At 52.0% G+C, this 18,289-nt stretch carries 18 protein-coding genes; 13 read left to right on the top strand and 5 right to left on the bottom strand.

Going from position 1 to position 18,289, the window contains the following annotated elements; translation table 11 throughout:
* Window position 1: 1 nt before the first annotated feature.
* Window positions 2–2,065 (bottom strand): oligopeptidase A, encoded by a 2,064-nt coding sequence (gene prlC, locus J8X26_RS02355; protein ID WP_208950050.1) that lies wholly within the window; start codon window positions 2,063–2,065, stop codon window positions 2–4.
* A 338-nt stretch (window positions 2,066–2,403) separates the two neighbouring features.
* Here prlC and J8X26_RS02360 point away from each other — a divergent pair, with 338 nt between their 5' ends.
* From J8X26_RS02360 to gorA, 6 genes are all read left to right on the top strand, one after another.
* On the top strand, window positions 2,404–3,735 hold the full coding sequence (locus J8X26_RS02360; RefSeq protein ID WP_208950051.1) for a 6-phospho-beta-glucosidase: 1,332 nt from the start codon (window positions 2,404–2,406) through the stop codon (window positions 3,733–3,735).
* A complete protein-coding gene (locus J8X26_RS02365; RefSeq protein ID WP_208950052.1) occupies window positions 3,732–4,985 on the top strand; it encodes a PTS sugar transporter subunit IIC in 1,254 nt (417 codons plus the stop codon). Before J8X26_RS02360 ends, J8X26_RS02365 begins: the two co-directional genes overlap by 4 nt.
* A gap of 25 nt (window positions 4,986–5,010) precedes the next feature.
* Window positions 5,011–6,048, top strand: a complete 1,038-nt coding sequence (locus tag J8X26_RS02370) for an oxidoreductase (RefSeq protein ID WP_208950053.1) — start codon at window positions 5,011–5,013, stop codon at window positions 6,046–6,048.
* Between the two features lie 106 nt (window positions 6,049–6,154).
* Complete coding sequence (locus J8X26_RS02375) at window positions 6,155–6,883, top strand: GntR family transcriptional regulator (protein ID WP_208950054.1); 729 nt, start codon at window positions 6,155–6,157, stop codon at window positions 6,881–6,883.
* A gap of 78 nt (window positions 6,884–6,961) precedes the next feature.
* A complete protein-coding gene (locus J8X26_RS02380; protein ID WP_013573521.1) occupies window positions 6,962–7,804 on the top strand; it encodes a 23S rRNA (adenine(2030)-N(6))-methyltransferase RlmJ in 843 nt (280 codons plus the stop codon).
* 176 nt (window positions 7,805–7,980) lie between these two features.
* A complete protein-coding gene (gorA, locus tag J8X26_RS02385) occupies window positions 7,981–9,333 on the top strand; it encodes a glutathione-disulfide reductase (RefSeq protein ID WP_208950055.1) in 1,353 nt (450 codons plus the stop codon).
* A 67-nt stretch (window positions 9,334–9,400) separates the two neighbouring features.
* Here gorA and cho read toward each other — a convergent pair whose 3' ends face one another.
* Window positions 9,401–10,252, bottom strand: a complete 852-nt coding sequence (gene cho / locus J8X26_RS02390; RefSeq protein WP_208950056.1) for an excinuclease Cho — start codon at window positions 10,250–10,252, stop codon at window positions 9,401–9,403.
* Between the two features lie 201 nt (window positions 10,253–10,453).
* On the opposite strand from cho, the gene J8X26_RS02395 reads away from it, so the two are divergent.
* The gene (locus tag J8X26_RS02395; protein WP_208950057.1) at window positions 10,454–11,362 is read left to right on the top strand and encodes a LysR family transcriptional regulator; all 909 of its coding nucleotides are present in this window, start codon (window positions 10,454–10,456) and stop codon (window positions 11,360–11,362) included.
* Window positions 11,363–11,382: 20 nt separating this feature from the next.
* Here the strand turns inward: J8X26_RS02395 and J8X26_RS02400 are convergent, their stop codons facing one another.
* Together J8X26_RS02400 and J8X26_RS02405 are read right to left on the bottom strand one after the other, a co-directional pair.
* Entirely contained in the window at window positions 11,383–12,024 is a 642-nt protein-coding gene (locus tag J8X26_RS02400) for a hydrolase (protein WP_208950058.1), read from the bottom strand.
* Window positions 12,025–12,254: 230 nt separating this feature from the next.
* Complete coding sequence (locus J8X26_RS02405) at window positions 12,255–13,187, bottom strand: sugar-binding transcriptional regulator (protein WP_165060899.1); 933 nt, start codon at window positions 13,185–13,187, stop codon at window positions 12,255–12,257.
* A gap of 233 nt (window positions 13,188–13,420) precedes the next feature.
* Between J8X26_RS02405 and J8X26_RS02410 the strand changes: the two genes are divergently transcribed.
* The 6 genes from J8X26_RS02410 (at window position 13,421) to J8X26_RS02435 (ending at window position 17,627) form a co-directional block, all read left to right on the top strand.
* A complete protein-coding gene (locus tag J8X26_RS02410; RefSeq protein ID WP_165060896.1) occupies window positions 13,421–14,356 on the top strand; it encodes a tagatose-bisphosphate aldolase in 936 nt (311 codons plus the stop codon).
* Window positions 14,349–14,945, top strand: coding sequence for an AAA family ATPase (locus J8X26_RS02415; protein WP_208950059.1), 597 nt, complete (start codon window positions 14,349–14,351; stop codon window positions 14,943–14,945). Before J8X26_RS02410 ends, J8X26_RS02415 begins: the two co-directional genes overlap by 8 nt.
* 205 nt (window positions 14,946–15,150) lie before the next feature.
* Window positions 15,151–15,594: a PTS sugar transporter subunit IIA gene (locus J8X26_RS02420; protein ID WP_208950060.1), complete on the top strand. Its 444-nt coding sequence runs from the start codon at window positions 15,151–15,153 to the stop codon at window positions 15,592–15,594.
* Between the two features lie 65 nt (window positions 15,595–15,659).
* Window positions 15,660–15,962: a PTS sugar transporter subunit IIB gene (locus tag J8X26_RS02425; protein WP_165060888.1), complete on the top strand. Its 303-nt coding sequence runs from the start codon at window positions 15,660–15,662 to the stop codon at window positions 15,960–15,962.
* A 73-nt stretch (window positions 15,963–16,035) separates the two neighbouring features.
* The gene (locus J8X26_RS02430; RefSeq protein ID WP_152327602.1) at window positions 16,036–17,301 is read left to right on the top strand and encodes a PTS sugar transporter subunit IIC; all 1,266 of its coding nucleotides are present in this window, start codon (window positions 16,036–16,038) and stop codon (window positions 17,299–17,301) included.
* 20 nt (window positions 17,302–17,321) lie between these two features.
* The gene (locus J8X26_RS02435; RefSeq protein ID WP_152327603.1) at window positions 17,322–17,627 is read left to right on the top strand and encodes a hypothetical protein; all 306 of its coding nucleotides are present in this window, start codon (window positions 17,322–17,324) and stop codon (window positions 17,625–17,627) included.
* 40 nt (window positions 17,628–17,667) lie between these two features.
* Here the strand turns inward: J8X26_RS02435 and msrA are convergent, their stop codons facing one another.
* Window positions 17,668–18,210 carry a peptide-methionine (S)-S-oxide reductase MsrA gene (gene msrA / locus J8X26_RS02440; protein ID WP_152327604.1) on the bottom strand — a complete coding sequence of 181 codons (543 nt, stop codon included), beginning with the start codon at window positions 18,208–18,210 and terminating at the stop codon, window positions 17,668–17,670.
* Between the last annotated feature and the right edge of the window lie 79 nt (window positions 18,211–18,289).

Here is an 18,289-nt window from a genome sequence, read left to right on the forward strand (position 1 = left end):
ATTATCCTTTGATACCGTAATGGCGCAGCATAGCATCCAGTTGCGGCTCACGCCCGCGGAAGCGTTTGAACAACTCCATCGGCTCTTCGGAACCGCCGCGCGACAGAATATTATCCAGGAACGACTGCCCGGTTTCGCGGTTGAAAATCCCTTCTTCTTCGAAGCGGGAATAGGCATCAGCAGACAGCACTTCTGCCCACAGATAGCTGTAGTAACCCGCCGCATAACCGCCTGCAAAGATATGGCTGAAGGCGTGCGGGAAGCGTCCCCAGCTTGGTGACGGCACAACCGCAACCTGCTTCTTGATTTCTGCCAGGGTTTGCAGGATTTGCGCGCCTTTTGCCGGGTCATATTCCGCGTGCATGCGGAAATCGAACAGACCGAATTCCAGCTGACGCAGAATAAACAGCGCCGCCTGATAGTTTTTCGCGGCCAGCATTTTATCCAGCATCTCTTTCGGCAGCGGTTCGCCGGTTTCGAAATGCCCGGAGATGAACGCCAGCGCGTCCGGCTCCCAGCACCAGTTTTCCATAAACTGGCTTGGCAGTTCGACGGCATCCCACGGCACACCGGCAATCCCGGCAACGCCTGGCGTGTCGATGCGGGTCAGCATATGATGCAAACCGTGGCCGAATTCGTGGAACAGCGTGGTAACTTCGTTGTGCGTAAACAGCGCCGGTTTATTGCCGACCGGGCCGTTGAAGTTACAGGTCAGATACGCGACCGGCTTTTGCAGTTTGCCGTCGGCTTTACGCATACTGCCGACGTAATCGTTCATCCAGGCTCCGCCACGCTTGTGTTCGCGGGCATACAGGTCGAGATAGAAACTGCCGCGCAGATTGCCGGATTCATCGAACAAATCGAAGAAGCGCACGTCTTTGTGCCAGGTTTCCACGTCTTTGCGTTCTTTGGCGGTGATGCCGTAAATGCGTTTCACCACTTCGAACAGCCCTTCCAGCGCGCGTTGTTCAGGGAAATACGGACGCAGTTGCTCGTCATTGATGGAGAACAGATGCTGTTTCTGTTTTTCGCCGTAGAACGGCAAATCCCAGGCTTCCATTTCGTCCACGCCAAAATGTTCTTTCGCAAAAGCACGAAGCTGCGCCAGTTCACGTTCGCCTTGCGGGCGGGCACGCGTCGCCAGACCGCTCAGGAAATCAATCACCTGTTTCGGGCTTTCGGCCATTTTGGTGGCCAGCGACATATCCGCGAAGGAATCAAAACCTAACAGCTGAGCCAGCTCGTGACGCAGCGACAAAATCTCTGCCATCACTTCGCTGTTGTCCCATTTACCGGCATTCGGGCCCTGATCGGACGCACGGGTGCCGAACGCGCGGTACATTTCTTCACGCAGCGCACGGTTTTCGCCATAGGTAATCACCGGCAGATAGCTCGGGATATCCAGCGTCAGCAGCCAGCCTTCCTGTTCTTTCGATTCGGCCAGCGCTTTCGCCGCCGCCAGTGCGCTTTCCGGCAGGCCTTTCAGTTCGGCCTCATCGGTAATCAGCTTGCTCCAGCCCATCGTGGCATCGAGCACGTTGTTGCTGTACGTCGAACCCAGCTCAGACAGACGCGCCGAAATTTCGCCGTAGCGTTTCTGTTTTTCGACCGGCAAACCAATGCCGGATAACTCGAAATCACGCAGCGCGTTATCAATCGCTTTTTTCTGCGCAACGGACAGCGTAGTGAAATGCTCGCTGTCTTTTAAATCGCGATAAGCCTGATACAAACCGGCGTGCTGCCCGGTCCAGGTGCTGAATTCAGATAAAATTGGCAGACATTGCTCGTACGCTTCACGCAGTTCCGGGCTGTTTTTGACTGCGTTCAGATGCCCGACCGGCGACCAGATACGGCTCAGACGGTCGTCGCTTTCCGCCAGCGGCTGGCACAGATTTTCCCAGGTATAAGGCGCGCCCTGAGCGACCACGCGTTCAATCGTCTGGCGGCTTTCTTCGATCGCAGATTGCATCACAGGGACGATATGTTCGGGTTTGATCGCAGAGAAAGGCGGCAGGGAGAACGGTGTTAAGAGCGGATTGTTCGACGCGTTTTGCTGTTCAGTCATAGGGCCAGTCCTTCGTTAATTCGGGTGGGTTTGATGCGCCTGAGGCGCACCACGCCGTGAATTCGGGTCGTCTTAAAGATGACGTAACTTCTAACATGCGGTCAAGTTGCGGCGAAATCAATGGGCCGGGCAAATTCGTCGGCTCAGAAGAAGTTATTAACCGCATCAATAACTCACATCTCAAACATCACTCTCAATTTGGATCCGCCTCGCATTTTTCATCATGAGTTCTGCCCGTCAGATAAACCTTATTTACAGCAGGGTTAATCGTGTTATTTTTCATCTGGCATATGCCAGTTAAGCTCTCTCGAAAAATCACATCATGGACAGAAACGAAAATGAAAAAACTCAAGATTGTCACGCTGGGCGGCGGATCGAGTTACACGCCGGAACTGATTGAAGGTTTTATCCGCCGGTACGATGAATTACCGGTCACCGATTACTATCTGGTGGATATCGACGCGGGCGCGGAGAAGCTGAAAATTGTCGGGGAACTGGCAAAGCGCATGGTGAAGAAATCAGGATTACCGATGACGGTTCACCTCACTACCAACCGCAACGAAGCATTGTTTGACGCGGATTTCGTCACCACACAGTTACGCGTCGGCCAGCAGGAAGCACGCATTCACGATGAAGCCATTCCACTGAAATACGGCGTTCTCGGGCAGGAGACCACCGGCGCGGGCGGCTTTATGAAAGCGCAGCGCACCATTCCGGTCCTGCTGGATTTATGCCGTGATATGGAAAGGCTTTGCCCGGAGGCGTGGCTGATCAACTTCACCAATCCCGCCGGAATTGTCACGGAAGCCATCGAAAAATATTCCCCAATAAAAACGCTGGGTATCTGCAGCGGCGCAAACAACATGATGATGGAGGTTGCAGGCGTTTACGGCGTTGAGCGCCGCGACGTTTACGCCAGAGTAATGGGGCTGAACCACCTGATTTTTGCCGATCAGATTGCGGTAAAAGGTCAGGACGTCACCGCCGGATTTATTGAAATGCTGGCGAAAAGCGCGGGCGGCAGCTCGTTAAAAAATGTCCCGGACATTGGCTTACCGCCTGATTTTATCCGTGCGCTCGGCTTGTTTCCGCTCTCGTACCTGAAATACTTTTATCTCAGCCGGGAAATGGTCGAACACAGCCTTCAGGACTGTAAAGCGCACGGTACACGCGGCGAGCAAACCCGAGAAATAGAACGAAAACTCTTTGAAATTTATAAAAATCCTCAGCTTGAGTCCAAACCGAAAGAGCTGGAAAGCCGCGGCGGCGCGTATTACTCGGAAACGGCCTGTTCCATCATCAGCTCAATTTATAACGATAAAAAAGAAATCCACGTCGTGAATACGCCAAACCGGGGCGCAACGCGCGATCTGGACGATGAAAGCGTGGTGGAAACCAACGCCATGATTGACCGTCAGGGCGCGCATCCGCTGGCTTATGGCCGCCTGCCGGTGAAAGTTCGCGGGCTGATCCAGAGCGTTAAAGCGTTTGAAGAACTCACCGTTGAAGCCGCTGTCACCGGCGATTACTCCACCGCATTAATGGCGCTGTCGGTGCATCCGCTGATCCCGTCCGTGGATATTGCCGGGAAAATTCTCGATGAATATCTGGCCGTAAACCGGCCTTTCCTGCCTCAGTACAAATTCGGCAAGGGGGGGAAAATATCATGATGAAGTTTTTAGAATCCCGCGTGGTGCCCTGTCTGGTGAAAGTCGGGGAAAACGTGATTCTGGTCGCCGTCAGAAACGGCATCACGCTGACATTGCCGTTTATTATTTCCGGTAGCGTGTTTTTAATTATCGCCAACCTGCCTATTCCCGGCTGGACGGAATATCTCGGCACTTTTGGTACGGCGCTGAATGTACCGGTTATCGTCACATTTGGCATTATTGGTTTGATCTCCGCAATCGGCATCAGTTACAACCTGGCAAAACATTACAAACTCGACGGGCTGACGTGCAGCGGTATTACCGTCGCCGTTTTTCTGATGGCGCAGCTCGATGATAATTACCTGCTGAACGTCGATAACCTCGGCGCGTCGGGGTTATTTTCCGCCATTATTTTGTCGGTACTGACGGTATATATCATCCGCTTTTTCATTGAGCATAAAATCTATATCCGGCTACCGGAAAGTGTGCCGCCTGCGGTGTTGCAGTCTTTCGTCAGCGTGATCCCGGCGTTTGTCTGCCTGGCACTGGTCTGGTTCGTCAGGGTGATTTTGCACTTTGATATCAACGCGTTCTTCACGATGATCCTCAGCCCGCTGGTGATTGGCCTGGGGACATTGCCGGGGATGTTAATTCTGGTGTTTCTGATTTCACTGCTTTGGTGTTGCGGAATACACGGCACCAACGTGTTATCGGGTATTACCGCGCCAATCTTCCTGAAATTCATTGTCGAAAATACGCAGGCATATCTGAGCCATCAGCCGATCCCGCATATCTTTGCCGAAGGATTTTATAACTTCTTCATTTGTACCGGCGGCTCCGGCGCGACCATGGGTTTGGTGCTGGCGATGATGATGTCGAAAAGTCGTTATTATAAATCGCTGGGCCGCATGTCTTTTGCGCCGTCCCTGTTTTGTATTAATGAGCCGGTGATATTCGGCGTGCCGATGGTTTTCAATCCGCTGATGATGTTGCCGTTAATTGTCACGCCGATGCTGCTGTGTACGATGTCTTATTTCCTGATGGAATTTAATATTATTGGCCGCCCGGTATTACAGATCCCCTGGACCATGCCGCCGTTTCTGAATGCCTATTTCGCCACTGGCGGAAATATTCCCGCGGCAATCTGGTCAGGCGTCATGATTATTATTTCGACAATCATTTATTATCCCTTCTTCCGTTTGCTGGAAAAGAAACAACTGGCGGCTGAAACAGCCGAAATCCCGGCAAAAGTGGCACAGGTCAGTGCATAAACCTTCATACAGGGAGTCTATTATCATGACGATAAACAGTGCATTTATAGGATTCGGCAAAAGCGCTACGCGTTATCACTTGCCCTACGTTTTTCAGCGCCGCGACACGTTTCGCGTAAAAACGATTTTCGATGTGACCCGCCGCCCGGCGCTGGAAGCCGAAAGCGAATATCAGGGCATTCATTTCACCGACAGCCTGAACGACATTCTGCTCGATGAAAGCATCCGGCTGGTGACGCTGTGTACGCCGCCGGAAACGCACTACAATTTCGCCCGTCAGTGTCTGGAGCACGGGAAAAACGTCATCGTCGAAAAACCGTTTACCCGCACGCTGGCTGAAGCGCAGGCGTTGTTTGCCCTGGCCGCAGAAAAGGGTCTCACAGTCACGCCATTCCAGAATCGCCGTTTTGACAGCTGTTTTTTAGCCGCTAAAAAAGTGATCGACAGCGGCGTGCTTGGGAAAATTGTCGAGTTCGAAAGCCACTTCGACTATTTCCGTCCCGATGCGCCTGACGCACCCGGTGATTTCACCGATGGCGCATTTTACGGGTTGGGCGTGCATCTTATCGATCAGGTCGTCAGCCTGTTCGGCCGACCGGAATTCGTGCATTACGATATCCGCTCTGTCAGGAATAAAAATAACCCTGACGATACGTTTGAATTGCAACTTTATTACGGCGATATCAAAGCGATCGTGAAATGCAGCCATCTGGTCATGCAGCCTTATCCGAAATTCATTGTTAACGGTGAAAACGGGTCATTTATCAAACTGAATATCGACCAGCAGGAAACCTGTCTTAAAGCCGGAATAATGCCGGGCAGCCCTCATTTCGGGCAGGAGTCAGAATTCGGCTTGCTGAAATATCAGAATCAGCGCGGTGAAATTATCACTGAAAAAGTCAATGCCGGTACCGGCGATTATGGCCGCGTTTACGACGCGGTTTACGCCACGCTGGTGCATAGAAAACCGCCTTATATTTCGCAGCAGGACGTCATGACCACCATGGAAATTCTGCATCGCGCCTTTGAGCAACCGGCTCCGGCGCTGATAAAACTCCGTTAGCCCCTCAGCGCGCCGCGCATTTTTCACGGCGGCGCGCCCGGATGACACCTCTGCGTGTTCTGTTTATACTGCCCGAAAATAAACCGCTGCAAGAAGGCGTTACGCCATGGCCGCCCGTTACATTGATATTAAAAACAGCCTGAAACAGGCGATCCTCAATAAAGAATATCGTGTCGGGGACAAAATCCCTTCTGAGCGGGAATTAGCGGCGCACTACGACGTCACGCGCGTCACCCTGCAAAAAGCGATGCATATGCTTGAACAGGAAGGCTTCATCGAGCGCATCCACGGCAAAGGCATGTACGTCACCAAAGTGATTGAAGATAACGTTTATTTGCTCAATAACGGCACCAGCGATTCTATTCTGGGTTTTTCGCGTGAATTTAAAAATCAGGTTAAAGTCTCCAGCAAGCTGATTACGTTGAACAAAATCGCTGCGGGAGAATATATCGCCGCTCAGCTGGATATTCATCCGGATGAAGACGTTCATTATATCCGCCGTATCCGGCTGGTTGATAATATCCCGGTGCTGATTGAAGACTCGTATATTCCCTGCGCTGTCATAACGTCAATTCCAGAAGCCGTTTTACAAGAAGCGTCTTTATATGAATATATTGAAAACAAAACGGGCCGGAAAATTAAATTCTATAATTCGGTGATCGAGGCCGCGCTGTTCGACGAAACGCTCTGCGCATTGCTGAACATTGAAACCGGTAGCCCGATGCTGAAAGTCTCCGGCGTCACCAAGCTGGAGGACGGCAAAGCCTTCAATTACTCCATCAGTTTTAACCGCGCAGACATGTTCAAAATTAAGAACAGCTGGGTCGGGAAGTAAGATGGCGGCGTTTTACGGGCAACTTGAAGGCCGAATGTTTATACTGTCCGCAATACGCCACTCCGGAATGATAAAGTTATGTTGAGTTACCGCCACAGTTTTCACGCCGGCAACCATGCCGACGTCCTTAAACACACCGTTCAGAGCCTGATCATTGAATCTCTGAAAGAAAAAGAAAAACCCTTCCTTTATCTCGACACCCACGCGGGTGCCGGGCGCTATCAGCTGAGTGGCGAACACGCCGAACGTACCGGCGAATATCTGGAAGGTATCGCGCGCATCTGGCAACGTGATGATATTCCTGAAGAACTGGCGGCGTATATGTCTGTCGTCAATCACTTCAACCGCAATGAAAACCTGCGTTATTACCCGGGTTCGCCGCTGATTGCCCGTCAGCTATTGCGTGAAGACGACAAACTGCACCTGACCGAACTGCACCCGAGCGATTTCCCGCTGCTGCGCAGTGAATTCCAGAAAGATGACCGTACCCGCGTTGCGCGTGCCGACGGTTATCAGCAGCTGAAAGCTCAGTTACCGCCGCCGTCACGCCGCGGGCTGATCCTGATGGACCCGCCGTACGAAATGAAAACCGATTATCAGGACGTGGTAAAAGGCATTCAGGAAGGCTACAAGCGTTTTGCCACCGGCACTTACGCGCTGTGGTATCCGGTCGTGATGCGCCAGCAAATCAAAAAAATGCTGCGTGACCTCGAAGCAACGGGTATCCGCCGTATCCTGCAAATCGAACTGGGCGTGCGTCCGGACAGCGATCAGCGCGGCATGACGGCTTCCGGCATGATCGTGATTAATCCGCCGTGGAAACTCGAGCAGCAGATGAATAACGTGCTGCCGTGGCTGCTGAAAGTGCTGGTGCCTTCCGGCACCGGTCACACCACGGTTAACTGGGTTGTCCCTGAGTAAGTAAAGATTTCCCCCTCGCTGAGACCTTTTTCTAAGGTCTCAGCTATCAAACCTATTGCAGCCATCGATCCAAACTTTGCGACAAAACGCATTCACGCGCTAAACTCACAAGCAATTTTTAAGATTAGCGACGCCGGTATGGCGTTCTTCATTTTTGACAACTCATGGAAAATCCGATGACCAAACATTATGACTATCTGGCAATTGGCGGCGGCAGCGGCGGTATCGCATCAATCAACCGTGCAGCCATGTATGGGAAAAAATGTGCGCTGATCGAAGCTAAAGAGCTGGGCGGCACGTGCGTCAACGTGGGTTGTGTCCCGAAAAAAGTGATGTGGCACGCCGCGCAAATCGCTGAAGCGATCCGCAACTACGGCCCGGACTATGGCTTTGATACCACCGTAAACAGTTTCAACTGGAAAACGCTGGTCGCCAACCGTACCGCTTACATTGACCGCATTCATACCTCGTACGACAACGTACTGGGTAAAAATAAAGTGGACGTGATCAAGGGCTTCGCACGCTTTGTTGACGATCACACCGTTGAAGTGAACGGTGAGAAGATCACTGCGGATCACATCCTGATCGCCACCGGCGGACGTCCCAGCCATCCGGATATTCCGGGTGCAGAATTCGGCATCGATTCCGATGGTTTCTTTGATCTGACCGAAATGCCAAAACGCGTTGCCGTGGTTGGCGCAGGTTACATCGCGGTAGAAATCGCCGGTGTGATGAACGCGCTGGGTGCTGAAACGCACCTGTTCGTGCGTAAACACGCGCCGCTGCGTACTTTCGATCCGCTGATTGTCGAAACGCTGGTGGAAGTGATGGAAACCGAAGGCCCGGCGCTGCATAAAGAATCCATTCCGAAAGAAGTGGTAAAAAATGCCGACGGCAGCCTGACGCTGAAACTGGAAAACGGTCAAGAATTTGAAGTCGACAGCCTGGTCTGGGCGATTGGCCGCGAACCGGAAACCGACAATTTCAACCTGAAAGCGACCGGCGTGAAAACCAACGAAAAAGGGTATATCGTCGTCGATAAGTTCCAGAATACCAGCGTAAAAGGTATTTATGCGGTGGGCGATAACACCGGTGCGGTTGAACTGACACCCGTGGCTGTCGCAGCAGGCCGTCGTCTTTCCGAGCGCCTGTTCAACAACAAACCGGAAGAACATCTGGATTACAGCAACATCGCCACCGTCGTGTTCAGCCACCCGCCAATCGGCACGGTCGGCCTGACTGAACCGCAGGCGAAAGAGCAGTTCGGCGAAGACAACGTAAAAGTGTACAAATCTGCATTTACCGCGATGTACACCGCTGTCACGCAGCACCGTCAGCCGTGCCGCATGAAACTGGTATGCGTCGGTAAGGAAGAGAAAATCGTCGGCATTCACGGTATCGGCTACGGCATGGACGAAATGTTGCAGGGCTTCGCGGTCGCACTCAAAATGGGCGCAACCAAGAAAGACTTCGACAACACCGTCGCTATCCACCCGACCGGTGCGGAAGAGTTTGTGACTATGCGTTAATTCGCGGGCATTGCGCAGTGACGCAATGCACTGAAAGGCTGCCGGTTGGCAGCCTTTTTTATTGCAGTCAGTCCAGCAAAATCACTTTCGAACTGTCCGTCTCGAATAGCGGCCTGCAGAGGATTTTATAACTGTCGCGGTCAAAGTGCGGAACGGCAATATCAAAGGCTTTCGCGGCCTCCAGCGTTTTTACCGTGCCCAGATAAAACCAGTGGTTGATGACGTGATAATCCGTCTGGCCGCTGGCTTCTTCGACGATAGCGATCCGACCAGGATATGGCCAGCTGCGGATTTTCAGGGCACTGAGCGCATTTCTGAGACGTTCCTGATGCGCCTCCGGCGTTTCTTTACCACAACAAACGCCCGCGCATTTGCCCAGTGAAAAGCGGAAACAAGCGCGGTTTTTCGTCAGTTTTTCCAGCCCCAGCGCGCCGTAACACAGCTTTTCCTGATCGGCGATATCGCGGATTTTCTCGATTGCCGACATTTTCGTTTTAAACAGGCCAAACAGATCTTCGCTGTGAGAAAAATCCACGTCATCACTAAAGACAATTTGCGCACTTAATCCCTGAAGCCGGATGGAACACAGCTTGCGGGCGGTGCGCAGGCGTTTGTTAAACAACGGACGCCGGGTTTTGATCAGGTCAGATTCCAGCAACAATGCTCCGATCTCACCGGTTGTTTCGATGTGTTCGATATCGCGGGTCATATGCAGAAGTTTGGCTTCGGCAGGATTGCGAAAGTGCGACATCACGCGGCTGCGGATATTCACGCTTTTACCGATATACAGCGGAAAGGCGTTATCGTCGCCGTAAAAAATATAGACACCGCTGCTGCCGGGTAAATTTTCTAAGGTATGACGAAGATGTTCAGGATACTGATAGAGCTCGGTAAAAAGCGCTTTTTCGGGATTCCACAAATTGGCTGACCTGTTTTCTCTGCTAACTTTAACAATAAAAATGCCGTATAAAAAACAGGCGAATCATACTGGTAATGCATACAGTCATCAACCTCTGGTTAACTATTTGTTGCGTTATAACTGTAAACAATACGAAATGGAGCAGCCATTGCTACCGGAAATGATTGTCCGGCGTTCAACCATTATTGGGTGGGAAAATAAATGCGATTAAGCCTTGAAGCGCTGCTGATCCTTGACGCGTTAGACCGTCACGGCACCTTTGCCGCAGCGGCTGCCAGACTGTTTAAAACGGCTTCCGCACTGAGTTACACCGTGCAGAAAATGGAAAGCGATCTGAATATCAAACTGCTGGATCGCTCAGGCCATCGCGCCACCTTCACCCCCACCGGTCGTCTGATGCTGGATAAAGGCCGCGTGCTGCTGCGTGCCGTCAGCGAGCTGGAACAGCAGGCGCAATATGTTGAAAGCGGCTGGGAGAGCAAACTGACTATCAGCCTTGATGCTTCCGTGCCCTTCGCGCTGCTTACGCCGCTGATCGAGCGGTTTTACGCTGAGCATCAGCATACTCAGCTGTTATTCCGCCACGACGTGCTCGCCGGTTGCTGGGAAGCGCTCAGTTATGGCGAAGCCGATATCCTGTTCGGTGCAGTTCAGGAGCCACTCACGCGCAGCGGCATTGAATATCGCCCTATCGGCTGGCTGGAATATGTGTTTGCCGTTGCCCCGCATCACCCGCTCGCCTCGATGCCGGAGCCGCTGGTGCGCGAGCAAATCCGCCAGTACCGCGCGGTAGTGGTTCACGATACGTCCCGCCACAGCACAGGCGCTGATCTGCGCGTACTTGATGAGCAGAAGATGATCAGCGTTCATGACTTTAACGCCAAAGTTCATGCACAAATTGCCGGGCTGGGTTGCGGCTATCTGCCGCGTTATCTGGCTGCACCTCACCTTGAAAGCGGAACGCTGGTGGAGCGCCGTCTTGATACACAGACGCGCCGCGATCAGGCTTTTATGGCCTGGAACGAAAACGCCACCGGCAACGCTGCAATGTGGTGGCGGGAGAATTTACAGGATTTCGAGGGGATAAATACCGTTTATAGCCCGGAATAACCGGGCTGTAATTTCGGCTATCATGCCTTACGCTGTGGGGCTTTATGCACCATGGTGTAGGCATAATCGACGCCCATGCCGTATGCACCGCTATGTTCACGCACCAGATCCATCACCGCGTCGTAAGTCTCTTTACGTGACCAGTCGCGCTGATATTCCAGTAATACTTGCTGCCAGGTCACCGGCACGGCGCCAGCCTGCACCATACGGTCGATAGAACGTTCGTGCGCATCTACGCTGGTGCCGCCGGAGGTGTCGGTCACCACATACACTTCATAGCCCTCTTTCAGCGCCATCAGCGCCGGGAACGTCAGACACACTTCGGTCCACAGTGCAGAGATAATCAGTTTTTTGCGTCCTGTTGCTTCCACTGCTTTCACGAAGGCTGCATCTTCCCATGAGTTCATCGAGGTACGTTCTATCGGTTTTACATCAGGATGTACCGCCAGTAACTCCGGCCAGATATAACCGCTGAAACTTTCCGTTTCGACCGAGGTGTAAATCACCGGCACGTTAAAAACTTTGCCCGCTTTTGCGAGAGCGACAGTATTATTTTTAAGCTGCTGGCGATCGATATTTGCAACGTCGAATGACATCTGTGGCTGATGGTCGATGAAAATCAGAGTGGAGTTCTGTGGGTCGAGCAGATCGAATTTAGACATTTTCATTTCCTCGCAGAGTGCATTGTTGGGTGCGTGCTTGTATTTAACGTTTTGCTGTTGTGCTGCTGGAATTAACAATAAGGCAGGAGATGAAAAGCAGATAGCGGAAAGAATTTGGCAACTTGTTCAGATTTTTTTGACAGGAAAGACGCAAAAGAAAAAGGCATTCCCGCCAGGGAATGCCTTTTTCTTTTGCGCTTTTTTGAAAACTTCTATTAAAAATCAGGCCGTCACGCCACCGGCAGTTTATCCAGAATAGCCTGCGCGGTATTCACGTCGGTGACCAGCGAATTAATCATACCCGAACGTACTGCACCGATAATCCCGGCGGCTTTTTCCGGCGTGGCAGCCACGCCAATGGTCAGCGGCGTTTTTCGCAGTTGTTCGACCGAAGCCGCAATCATTCGCTCCTCGCCTTCCCAGTGCAATAACTCGCCGGACTCAGTGAAGTAATGGCGCAGCACATCGCCCGCCGCGTCGCTGAGCGCCTGTTCGCCCGGCGTGGCGGTGGTGGATTCGCTCGGTTTTGGTGTATGCGTCAGTCCCACGCCGACAATCGCTGCATCGAGGCGGTCCCACAGCGAAATAATTTCTTTCACGCTCGGGTCGGCGAGAAATGCATCACGCAATTCTGCCGAAGAAATATAAGGCGCATGCAGAAAATACGGCGTGCCTTCCATCTGTTCTGCCGCGCGACGCACGAACTCGGTGATCTGAAAATGCGGCGCAGACTGCTGCATTCCGCCATTGAGCGCCACGGTCATAATGCCCGGCAGACGCGGCATACCGGCCAGCGTCACCTCGCGCACCGCCCTGCCCCAGCCGATACCCAACACCGATCCCGCACCCAAACCGGCTTCCTGTAAAAGAGAAGCCAGCGGCGTCGCCAGCGCGCCGAGCACATTACCCGGCGGCGCATCCACAACATAGGCGTGTTTCAGTCCGAGACGTTTTATCAGGTCTGAAGTCATGTCTTCAGGAGAAGATAATCCCACCACTTCAATGCGCACAATCCCCGCCGCACGGGCTTTATTCAGCAGCCGGGAGATGGTTGCCGTCGACACATCCAGCTTGCGTGCAATCTCCACCTGAGACATATCAGACTCGTAATGCAGCTTGGCCACCAGGTGCATCATGGCACGCGTTGCTGCAATATCTTGCAAAATTGGCTCTTTCAGCTTGAAATTCCTTTCAGTAATGAATTACACTCAAATCGTCGATTGAGGGATTATTGCGCAACACCTGTAAAAATGCAATGTGCCGGATCGGGCTTCAACCCTTGTAAAACGGCGTGTTACGCGATTTTCCGCCCCTTTTCGTCGGGGGGAAAAGACAGAACGTCCAGTGTAATCGAGATTTTTTCATCTGTAATAAATTTCACGCAAAGGAGAGTTCCATGTCAAAAATGTCTACTTCAGAATTACGCAGCTATCAGCAGATTTGTGGCAAAAATGGCGCAATGCTGGTGATCGCCTGTGACCAGCGCGGTGCCATGCGCAGCCTGCTCGCCAGCGATCCGCAACAACAATCTGCCATTTCAGAACACGAGCTCGGGCTGATTAAAGCCGATATCACCCAATATCTCGCCAGTAAAGCGTCCTGTGTTCTCGTCGATCCGGTCTGCGCCGTGCCGCAGCTGGTGGACAACGGTATTATTGCCCGCGACACCGCCCTGCTGATTGGCCTTGATGCATCAGGCTGGGATAATTCACCGGAAGGCTACCGCCAGTCACGGCTGGTGGCGAACGTTGATGCGCGGCGCGTGCGTGAACTGGGTGCGACCGGCGGCAAAATCATGGTGTATCTGCGTTCGGATCAGGAAGCGGCGAACCGTCACAACATCGATATTTTGCGTCAGTGCATTGACGATTTCGCCCGCGAAGACCTGCTGCTGGTGGTGGAGTTCCTCACCTATAAACTCGACAATGAAACCGAGGAAGAATATAAAGAAAAAGTCCCGTCACTGATTTATGGCGGCACGAAGATTTGCCTGGAATGCGGCGCGAAGGTGCTGAAACTGCCTTATCCGGGTTCAAAGCAGGCCTGCGCAAACATCACAAAACTGGCCGGCGACGTGCCGTGGGCGGTACTTTCCGCGGGCGTAGACCATTCCACCTTCCTCAAACAAGTGGCGGATGCCATGAGCGAAGGTGCATCAGGCGTGATTGCCGGGCGTTCTCTGTGGAAAGACTGTATCTCGCTGGATCGCAGCGCGACAAAATCCCGGCTCGAATCGCTGGCGGTTCCGCGGCTGAACGAACTTCAGGCTGTTATTCAGCAATATTTCCATGCCCCGACCCGCAACCAAACTGAACAGGTGGAACATGTCTGAAAACAGAAGCGCCTCACGAAATGGCTTTACCGGCAAACGCGTCATCCTGGTAAACGGGATCCCGGCGTCAGGTAAAAGCCGGCTCGCCGTTGAGCTTTCTGAATACAGCGGCTGGCTGCAACTGTCGCTTGATGGCATCAAAAACCCGTTTCTTCAGCGGCTGCAAAATGTCGATCGCCCTTTTAACCGCGTGCTCGGGCTGGCAAGTTATCAGGTTATCTGGGATATCATCGGCGGCGCATCGCAGGGCAGCACCTTTATTGCCGATGCGTGGTTTGGTTTCCAGCCAAAAGAGGTGTTGCAGGATTATCTGCAACGGGCGGGCGTCACGCAAGTTCTCGAAATCTGGTGTCAGATTGATGCAGAACTCGCTGCGGAACGTTTTGCTTCACGACTCGGGGAACGTTTACCCGGACACGTCGGGGCAGAATATATTCCCGAATTAAAAATTCTCGCCGGAAATGCACGACCAATGACGTTAGGGCCAGTTTATTGTGTTGACCAGAATGTTATTGGACAAAATAAGCCTGTTAATATTGTTGGTATTCACGAATGGATAATGAATTCCTTCAATACACAGATTCAATAAATACGTCCATGAGGAAATATTCATTTACTGAAAAGTAAGCTAATTCTGATATCAGGACCTTGTTAATACACTACTATCATTGATTCCTTCACGTCGCCTGAAATTAATATCTTTCATTGATGACTAACAGGACTGGATAGATCACAGTTTTTATTTTAATTAAATATCATACTGAGAAAAGACCCTATTCATATGAAGAGGTATTATGTTAAGCGACTGGATTAATGAAAGTAACACCACCATTATTACCAAAATTGATGACTGGAAAAGTGCCGTGGCATTAGCTGTGCAGCCTTTAATTGATTCCGGCGCCGCCGAAAGTCGCTATCTTCAGGCGATATATGATATGCACCGCGAAATCGGTCCTTATTATGTGCTGGGAGAAGGTATTGCCATGCCTCACGCCAGGCCGGAAGAAGGTGTGGTAAGAACGGCACTCTCTCTGGTGATTGTTTCAGAAGGCGTTGAATTTGGCAGCGAAGATAATGATCCGGTTTATGTTATTTTCGCGCTGGCCGCCGTGGACAGCCATTCGCACATTGAAATGATCGCCAGCCTCTCTCATCTTTTCTGCGATGATGAAGCGGCTAAAAAATTAAAACTGAGTAAAAACAAGCAGGAAGCTTTAGACATTATCCGGCAGTTTTAGACGTGAAGTGTAGAGAGACGAACATAACCCTTAATGAACACCTACAAAGAACCTAAGGAAACGTGATGAAAAAGTTATCTATTCTTGCGGTATGCGGTGCGGGTTTAGGCAGCAGTTTTGCCTGTGAAATGAGTATTGAAGCCGCGCTGAAAGATTTAGGCGTGGAGGCGGATTTATCGCACTGCGATATTTCCAGCGCTACCTCATCCAGAGCCGACATTATTATGACCGGCGAAAACTTCAGATCACAGTTCCAGCATTACACCATCAGCGCCAATATTATTTACCTCAAACGCCTGGTGGATAAAAATGAAATAAAAACCAAGCTGACGCCTGTCCTTCAGGAAATGGGTCACCTGGCAATCTGATAATAATAACGTTTTGACTCACAGAACGTATAAATCTACAGAACAATTACCGTGAACTCTACAGGGGACACTTATGTCTTTCCTTCACTTTATTGTCAATGATGTATTAGGCCAGGCATCAATATTAATTTCGCTGATTGCCATGATTGGCCTGATTGCATTAAAGAAAAGTCCGGGGCAAGTTATTACCGGCACATTAAAAACGCTGCTCGGATTTCTGGTTTTACTTTCCGGCGCCAGTATTATTGTCAATGCGCTGACCTTCCTGGGCGAAATATTCCAGAAAGGTTTTCATATGCGCGGCGTGGTCACCGACGTCGGTTCAATCGCCGGTATCGCACAACAAACGCTCGGGCGGGAAACCGCATTAATTATGGTTCTGGCGTTTATCGTTAATATCCTGATTGCCCGTCTGACCCGCTTTAAATATATCTTCCTCACCGGTCAGGCGTCATTGTGGATGGCGACCGTCTGTTCCGTTATCGGCTATATGGGCGGCCTGCGCGGTGCGGAGCTGATCATTACCGGCGGCGTGATTGCCGGTGTGATGGCGGTCGGTATGCCGGTGCTGGCACAACCGATTGTGCGCAAAATTACCGGCTCTGATGACTTTGCGCTCGGCCATTTCTGTACTATCGGTTACATCGTGCAGGCTGGCGTGGCGAAAATCACCGGTAACGTCAACAAAAGCACCGAAGATCTCGAATTGCCGCAGGCACTCTCCTTCCTGCAAGACACCTATCTGTCGATGATGGTGGTGATGATCCCGATTTACCTGATCCCCGCCATCGCCGCCGGGCCGGAAGTCGTCGCGCCTTTCGCCAACAACGTTAACTATCTGGTCTACTCGTTCCTGCAATCCATTCAGTTTGTGGTCGGCGTTTACGTGCTGCTCTCCGGTGTACGCCTGCTGCTGGCGGAAATCGTGCCAGCATTCCGCGGCATCGCCCTGCGCATCGTGCCCAACGCCATTCCGGCGCTCGATTGCCCGGTGCTTTTCCCCTACGCACCGAACGCCGTCATCATCGGTTTTATTTCCACCACCATCGGTTCTGTCATCGGCATGTTCCTGTTTCCGAGTCTCGGGCTGGCGATGATTTTACCGGGCATGCTGACCAACTTCTTCGCGGGCGGCACGGCGGGTATTTTCGGTAATGCGGTGGGCGGACGGCGCGGCGCGATTATCGGCGGCATCTTCCACGGCCTGTTTATCACCCTGCTGCCTGCTCTTTTACTGCCGCTGCTCGGCAAGTTCGGTTTCTCGAACGTGACCTTCAGTGATTCGGACGTCATCAGCGTCGGGCTGGTATTCGGCCACATTCTCAACTTCTTCCACTAAGTGATCCGGAGGTTAAGGTTATGGACACACGCATTGAACAAATTTTAGCGCAGCAACTGCCGCCTCAGGATTCGGCGAAAGCGCTGAACGAACTGGGAAAACAGTTTCAGGAACAACAGGATCTGGACGCGGCCATTGCCTGCTGGGAACAAAGTATGGCCTGTTATGGCAAGCCGGGATTTGCACAGGCGCAATTGATGAAAGCTTATAACGTGCGGCGACGCCAGTGTTCGGAAGCCGGTGACGGTCAGGGGCTGGAGGTATATTCGGAGAAAATCGATGCGCTGATGCAAAAAAGTAAGGATGCCATCCGCTACGGTTTCTGAGGCAGAAAAAAGCCAGAACGAAGGTTCTGGCTTCTGCCATTTACTGATTCAGCGATTTCGTCCGTTGCGCAAAGCTCTTACGCAACTTTTGCAGTTTCGGTGGGATCACCGCCATGCAGTAGCGGTTCTGCTGCCCGGCACCTTCCCAGTAATTTTGGTGATAACCTTCCGCCACAAACACTTCGCCCAGCGGTTCGATGCTGGTGACAACCGGATCATTATGGTCCTGCTGTGCGCGCAAAATTGCGGCTTCCGCTTCGTTTTTTTGCTGTTCACCGGCGGGGAATATCACCGAGCGATATTGCGTGCCGACATCATTTCCCTGACGGTTCAGCTGGGTTGGATCATGCGTGACGAAGTGAATATCCAGCAAATCGCCGTAACTGAGTTTCGCCGGGTCAAAACCGACCCGAATGGCTTCTGCGTGACCGGTTACGCCCGTGCAGACCTGCTCATACGTCGGGTTCGGGCGCGTGCCGCCCGTGTAAACACTTTCCACCGACTCCACGCCGATGACGTCTTTGAACACCGCTTCCGTACACCAGAAACAGCCGCCACCGAAGATAGCGTATTCGATTGTCATACAGACTCCTTGATTTAGGGGACAGAGAAATAATGGGGGCGGAACACGCAGAGATAAAGAGAAGATAATAAAAAATGCC

This window comes from Rahnella sp. ChDrAdgB13 (assembly GCF_017655185.1).
GTDB lineage: Bacteria > Pseudomonadota > Gammaproteobacteria > Enterobacterales > Enterobacteriaceae > Rahnella > Rahnella contaminans.